This is a genomic window from uncultured Anaerovibrio sp., from assembly GCF_947302755.1.
Taxonomy (GTDB): Bacteria; Bacillota; Negativicutes; order Selenomonadales; family Selenomonadaceae; genus Anaerovibrio.
Genome location: NZ_CAMYWM010000129.1, coordinates 1 through 7027, shown reverse-complemented (window position 1 = coordinate 7027; position 7027 = coordinate 1). Strand labels below are relative to the sequence as shown.

6 protein-coding genes and 1 pseudogene are annotated in these 7027 nt (G+C 36.6%); 2 read left to right on the top strand and 5 right to left on the bottom strand.

Going from position 1 to position 7027, the window contains the following annotated elements; genetic code table 11:
* Positions 1-181 precede the first annotated feature (181 nt).
* Positions 182-652, bottom strand: a complete 471-nt coding sequence (gene tnpA, locus Q0Y54_RS10690; RefSeq protein ID WP_297967555.1) for an IS200/IS605 family transposase — start codon at positions 650-652, stop codon at positions 182-184.
* A gap of 193 nt (positions 653-845) precedes the next feature.
* Positions 846-1745 (bottom strand): LysR family transcriptional regulator, encoded by a 900-nt coding sequence (locus Q0Y54_RS10685; RefSeq protein WP_090169859.1) that lies wholly within the window; start codon positions 1743-1745, stop codon positions 846-848.
* Between the two features lie 164 nt (positions 1746-1909).
* On the opposite strand from Q0Y54_RS10685, the pseudogene metE reads away from it, so the two are divergent.
* Positions 1910-4188 (top strand): annotated as a pseudogene (gene metE, locus Q0Y54_RS10680) (5-methyltetrahydropteroyltriglutamate--homocysteine S-methyltransferase).
* Positions 4189-4190: 2 nt separating this feature from the next.
* Entirely contained in the window at positions 4191-5051 is an 861-nt protein-coding gene (gene metF, locus Q0Y54_RS10675; protein ID WP_090169864.1) for a methylenetetrahydrofolate reductase [NAD(P)H], read from the top strand.
* A 142-nt stretch (positions 5052-5193) separates the two neighbouring features.
* Here the strand turns inward: metF and Q0Y54_RS10670 are convergent, their stop codons facing one another.
* The 3 genes from Q0Y54_RS10670 to Q0Y54_RS10660 form a co-directional block, all read right to left on the bottom strand.
* Positions 5194-5520 carry a hypothetical protein gene (locus Q0Y54_RS10670; protein ID WP_297967548.1) on the bottom strand — a complete coding sequence of 109 codons (327 nt, stop codon included), beginning with the start codon at positions 5518-5520 and terminating at the stop codon, positions 5194-5196.
* 3 nt (positions 5521-5523) lie between these two features.
* Positions 5524-6165, bottom strand: a complete 642-nt coding sequence (locus Q0Y54_RS10665; RefSeq protein ID WP_297967546.1) for an ABC transporter ATP-binding protein — start codon at positions 6163-6165, stop codon at positions 5524-5526.
* 4 nt (positions 6166-6169) lie between these two features.
* Positions 6170-7027: ABC transporter permease (locus Q0Y54_RS10660; protein WP_297967543.1), on the bottom strand; the 858-nt coding region annotated here is incomplete at its 5' end.

Sequence of the window (7027 nt, the reverse complement as noted above, 5' to 3'; positions counted from 1 at the left end):
TATTAAAAAGAAAATGTCGCGGCGGAAGCCGCGACACTTTGTCTACACTCTGAAACCACCGGCTTAGCCGGTGGTTTGTTCTAGCCCTATAAGGGCTTGTTACCGGCACTGGAGTCTAAAGACTCATTGAAAGGTTCGCCAGCCGCAACATCATTTACCTACCGAGCCCCTTGGGCTCTACTTATCTGTTTTTGACTACTGGCTCACCCGTGAACGGGTCAATATACTCTTTGAGTGTCATTTGATCGTACTCTAAGTCTTCTTTTAATTGATTCCTTATGTACTCTTCAATTTTCTTTGCATTCTTTCCTACCGAATCTACATAATATCCTCGGCACCAGAAATGTCTATTCCCATACTTGTACTTTAAATTCGCATGTCTCTCAAATATCATAAGCGTACTCTTACCTTTTAGATATCCTACAAAACTCGAAACACTCATACTTGGTGGTATTCTAACCAACATATGTACATGATCTGGGCATATTTCAGCTTCAATTATTTCCACACCTTTTCTCTTACATAATGTACTGAGAATATTCGCTATATCCTGCTTAAGCTGACCATATGCTACCTTTCTCCTAAATTTTGGTGCAAATACAATGTGATACTTACACTCCCATTTTGTGTGTGATAAACTATTCATGTCCATTGGGGACTGCCTCCTTTGCTTTTACTTGGCTGACGAACCATAGTAATTCTAGCACTGGAGGTATTTTTCTGTAAGCTGAAGCATTCCTAACCACCCGCAGAGCAGGTGGTTTTATTCATTTTTCAAAGTATCTATTTTATCTAAAATATAAAAACTAAGACTTTGAAAAATAGGGCCTTGCCCTAACAATAATTTATTTTACTAGCTCCTCCAGTAAACTAATATATTTAACTGTCATTGGGGATGGTTTGATGGAGGTAGGCAGAATATAGCCTATCTCCATATAATCGTCCACATCTAAAGGCTTGGCAATAATGTTGGAGCCGTTCAATTCTTCACTAATAACACCACTGCAGATGGTGTATCCGTTTAGACCCACCAGCATATTAAATAGAGTAGCACGATCACAGACAATCAAATCCTTGTCACAATCTAGGGTGCTTAGTATCTCTTCTGAAAAATAGAAGGAGTTGTGACTTCCCTGTTCATAAGAAAGGCGGGGATAAGGCTTTAAATCCTCAGGTGTAAGTTTTTTCTTTGATGCTAGAGGCGAGCCTTTGCCAATAAATACATGGGGCTTTGCTTTGAATAAAGGCGTGAAAAATAGTCCATTATCCTTAAGTGTTTTTCGGATTACGGTTTCGTTAAATTTGTTTAAATACAGTACGCCTACTTCACTTCTAAGATGGGCCACATCATCTATAATGTCAAAAGTCTGGGTTTCTCTCATGTGAAATTCATAGGATTCACCACCATATTTTTTTAGTAATTCAACAAATGCTTCCACTACAAATGAATAATGCTGAGAAGAGACACAGAATTTGGTTTTTCGCTTAGTTTGTCCCATATATCTGTCTTCAATAAGATTTGCCTGCTCTAATATCTGACGGGCATATCCTAGGAATTCTTCACCCTCGTTAGTGATGGTGATTCCCTTTTTGCCTCTGTTAAATATGGTGATTCCATATTCTTTTTCTAGCTCTATAATTGCAGTAGTAAGGCTGGGTTGAGCTATATATAGTCTCTTTGCTGCCTCTGTGATATTTCCAATATCTGCTACTGTCACTGTGTATCTAAGCTGTTTTAATGTCATAGGAACCTCCGTATTTACGAATTAGAAATAGATATTGATAATATAATAGCTTAAACCATAGAAAATATCTATGGATATAACATAATTTTAAATATTTTACCTATTAATTCTCTAGGTTTATACTTTCAACCAATAAAATAATAAATGAGCAGGAGAAATAAGTTATGAAAACAGCAGTTATTGGATTTCCAAGAATTGGAAAAGATAGAGAATTAAAATTTACACTGGAAAAATACTTTAAAGGGGAGATAAATCAGGCTGACATCTACGGCGAGGCTGACCGCCAAAAGGAGTATGGACTTAACAGCCAGTCAGAGGCTGGAATTGATTTTATTTCATCAAATGATTTTTCATTTTATGATGGAGTACTTGATACAGCTGTATTGTTTAACGTGATACCTAAAAGATATGAGAAGCTAGAGCTTTCAGCTATCGACACATATTTTGCAATGGCACGTGGTTATCAGAAGGGGGACAAAAATGTTAAGGCACTTGCCATGAAAAAATGGTTCAATACAAATTATCACTATATTGTTCCTGAAATAGAAGACGATACAGAGGTAAGCTTCGTAGGGACAAAGCCACTGGATGAATATGAAAATGCTCTTTTAAAGGGGATTTCAACCAAGACAGCTATTGTAGGACCATTTACATTTTTAAAGCTGCTTAAGTATACAGGAACAAAGTGCTTTGAGGATTACATTGATATTTTTACAGAGGAATATATTAAGCTCATAACAGCACTTGATGAAAAAAATGTAGAGTGGTTACAGCTTGATGAGCCTTGGCTGGTTAAGGATATTGATGAAGGGGAGAAGGCAATTTTTACTAAGATTTACAATAAAATTCTTTCGAATAAAAAATCAGTAAAAGTATTGCTACAAACATATTTTGGGGATGTAAGAGATGTTTACAATGAAATCGCTGAGTTAGATTTTGATGGTATTGGTCTGGATTTTGTAGAAAGTAAAGAGACACTTTCACTTGTGCAGAAAAATGGTTTTCCAAAGGACAAAATTCTTTTCGCTGGTCTTGTAAATGGAAAAAATATTTGGAAGAACAATTATGCTAATACTCTTCAGGTGCTTAATGAACTAAAGGAAGCTGGTGTAAAACAGATAGTCATCAGCACATCGTGTTCATTACTTCATGTGCCTTATACACTTGAGAACGAAACAGAGCTTTCTTCTGATTACACAAAGCATTTTGCTTTTGCTAAGGAGAAGCTTAAGGAGCTTAAGGAACTGGCCGAATTATTTGAAACAGAGGATTATGAATCAACTGAAGTATTCAAGCAGAATAAAGAGCTTTTTAGAAACAGAAAGGATAGCTTTAACAAAGAAGTTAAGGATAGAGTTAAGGCTATTAAGGATGAGGATTATGTCAGACTTCCTGAATTTAATGTAAGAGAAAAGCTTCAAAAGGAATTACTAAAGCTTCCTGAATTTCCAACTACAACAATCGGTTCATTCCCACAGACGCAAGATGTCAGAAGAAACAGGCTGATGTACAGAAAGGGCGAGATTAGCAGGGATGAGTACATCGATTTCAACAAGAAAAAGATTGCCGAGTGTATTGCCCTCCAGGAAGAAATAGGACTTGACGTACTGGTTCATGGTGAGTTTGAACGAAATGATATGGTTGAATATTTCGGAGAGCATTTAGATGGATACGTATTTACGAAGAAAGCATGGGTTCAATCCTATGGTACAAGATGCGTCAAGCCACCAATTATCTGGGGAGATGTATCCAGAAAAGAAGCTATCACAGTACATTGGTCAAAGTTTGCTAATAGTTGTACCCCAAAGCCTGTTAAAGGAATGCTTACAGGCCCTGTAACTATTTTGAACTGGTCATTCCCTAGAGAAGATATTTCTATCAAGGAAAGCACACTTCAAATCGCATTGGCAATTCGTGATGAGGTACTTGATTTGGAGGCGAATGGAATAGGTATTATCCAATCGATGAAGCAGCACTTAGGGAAAAGCTACCACTCAGAAAGTCAGATTGGTACAGCCAGTATTTGGATTGGGCGATTCCATCCTTTAGACTTGTTACAAGTGGGGTGAAGCCTGAAACACAGATTCATACTCACATGTGCTATAGCGAATTTACAGATATTATTCCAGCAATAGATGCAATGGATGCAGATGTTATTACCTTTGAGGCATCGAGATCTGATCTTCAGATTCTAGATTCATTAAAGAAATTCAATTTCAAGACAGAAGTTGGTCCAGGTGTGTACGATATACACAGCCCTCGAGTGCCTTCAGTAGAGGAAATCGTAACAGCACTTTCGAAGATGCGCCAAAAGGTATCTGATGACAAATTATGGGTTAACCCAGATTGTGGCTTAAAGACAAGAGGCGATAATGAAACAAAAGCCAGCCTTATAAACTTAGTTGAAGCTACAAGACAATTAAGAGGAGAAAAAATTTCGTAATAATGAAGATTTCAGAGTTGTATAAAAAGGATAGAAGAACACTATCCTTTGAAATATTTCCACCAAAGAGAGAGGAAAACCTAAAAAATATAGATGAAACACTTTCTGTTTTATGTGAACTAAAGCCAGATTTTATCAGTGTAACTTTTGGCGCTGGCGGTAGCGCAAATTCAAACAATACAATAGCTATAGCTAAGAAAATAAAGAACGATTATGGCATTGAACCTGTAGTACATCTAACCTGTCTTAGCTATGATAAGCATGAAATTGACGAATTTGCAAAGATACTTGAATACGAGGGGATAGAAAATATCCTAGCCTTAAGAGGAGATAAAAACGAAAGGCTTGTTGCTAAGGAGGATTTCAAACATTCAACAGACTTGATATCCTACCTTAAGCATAATCATGATTTCTGCTTCTTAGGTGCCTGCTATCCTGAACTTCATCCAGAATCCACTGGTATTGCCGGGGAGCTTAGTGGTATAAAATCCAAAGTGGATGCAGGCGCGGAAGTGTTGTTGTCTCAGCTATTTTTTGAAAATGAGGCTTTTTATAAATACAATGAAAGATGTAAGAATGCAGATATTAATATCCCAATGATTCCAGGAATTATGCCAGTTATTAATGCAGCTCAGATTAAGAGAATGGTAAGCCTGTGCAATGCTTCATTTCCAGAGCGATTCCAAAGGATAATAAGCAAATATGAAAATAACAAAGAAGCATTGTTTGATGCAGGAATGTCTTATGCCTTAAGTCAGGTGATTGATTTGTTGGTTAATGACATTAATGGAATTCATTTATATACCATGAATAATCCTCGTGTTGCCAGAAGGATTTGCGAGGGGATAAAAAATATAATCTAATAGAAAAATGCCCTCTTTCGAGGGCATATCAGAGTGTAGACAAAGTGTCGCGGCTTCCGCCGCGACATTTTGTCTACACTCTGAGGGGTGGAAATAATTCCACCCCTTTTGCTTATATGCTACCTTCTTTTCTCGCAAAATACTATCTTTTACACCATCTGCGTTTCTGGCATTTCGGACATTTTAAATATGCCTGATTCACAGTCCTCATAGTCAGAAGATATTCTACCGCTGACGGTTTTATTCTCTCGTGACAGTCCGGACAATAATATACACTTGTGTCTACCAATGTCTTCATCAGAAATCCTTCTGCTAAACTCCATATTACAATCATCACAAAAGCAATAACCGCCACCTGCACCGTACTCATACCTGACTTATAATGATATAAAAACAGAATGGCTCCTATGCAAATTGCCAGAATAAATAAAAATAAACCGATTGCCAACCCTCTTCTTTTTAATTTCATAGCCTATACCTCCCTCACCCTATAATTATCGAATACGTATACTTTTTCATTCCCTTTTAGCAAGCTTTGATCATGTGTTGCCATAATTAATATTTTATCTTTTGCTATATTTACAAGCAACTCATATATTCTATTTGCACATTCATGATCCAAGGAAGCTGTTGGCTCATCTGCTATAATTACGTCCGGATTTCCCGCAAGCGCTCTCGCAATTGCAACTCTTTGTTTTTGTCCACCAGACAACTGGTATACTCTCTTATTTTGATGTTCTTCCATCTCTACGGCCCTCAGTAAATCCTCCGCTTCATTCCTTTCAATCTCTGCTTTTAACATCACATTTTCTATGACAGATAAATATGGCAGCAAATAGTGCTGTTGAAAAATATAACCGATATTCTGATACCGAATTTTCTCTCGCTCTCTACGCTTTGAAATTGCTTTTCCTTTATAATACACAGTACCTTCCGATGGTTCTCTTAAAAAACCCATCACGTATAAAAGTGATGTTTTCCCACATCCCGATGGCCCAGATAAGATAACCGGTGTCCCCTTATCGCATTCCATGCTGACGTTTTCAACAATTACCTGTTTCTTCATGCCATCCTTAAATGATATTCCAACATTTTCAATCTGCAAATTCTTCATATTTTTACCTTCTTTCAATAATCGTCAGTAAATCTGTTTTCCTGAGCTTATATACAATTGGAACCACAGAAAAAATAAGAACTAACACTGGAATAACGACAGGATAAATCAAGTTTTCCAACGTAATAATCTGTATACATTGTCCCAATGGTTGGTAAACTTTAACATTCACAATCTGTAAGCTAATGGCCGCCACAATATAACCTACTAAATATGAAATTACAGATACAAGGACAGTCTCTTCTATAATTAATTTTACAATCTTTCTTATTCCATATCCGATTGCATAATAAATTGCAAACTCATCACTTCTAGAAACATAATTCGTGTAAACAAATGCTGATACTGCGATTGCTAGACTTACCGACACCAAAACAATAATTAGTTTCATAATAGTCTTCATAGTCTGAAACTCTTCATCCAACTCTTTTTGTTTCTTATCCACACTCACAACTTCTATATCATCATCCAAACTCTTCAATTGATTATTAACACTTGTAATTGTCTTTCCGTCTTTTGGGAGTAATAATGTCACACTATTGGATGCTCCATAAAGAGTTTCAAAATCCTCTTTATAACACAAACTACATAATAGATCCCCCGAATAAATTCCTGAAATTGTAAACTCTCCAATATGATCGCCTATATCTAATTTTTTATTTCTTGCAATATATTCATTTACCAGTATTTCACTCTGATTCTTTGCCGGGATTTCTCCGTCTGTGATCTCAATTTCCAATTCTTCAACCAGTTCTTCCAAATCATCCAATGCAAAAACATAAGAACTCGTTGTTCCAAAAACAGTAGAAATATCGGTAGTCATTACATCAACATCATAACCATGTACAACTTCTCTATTCTC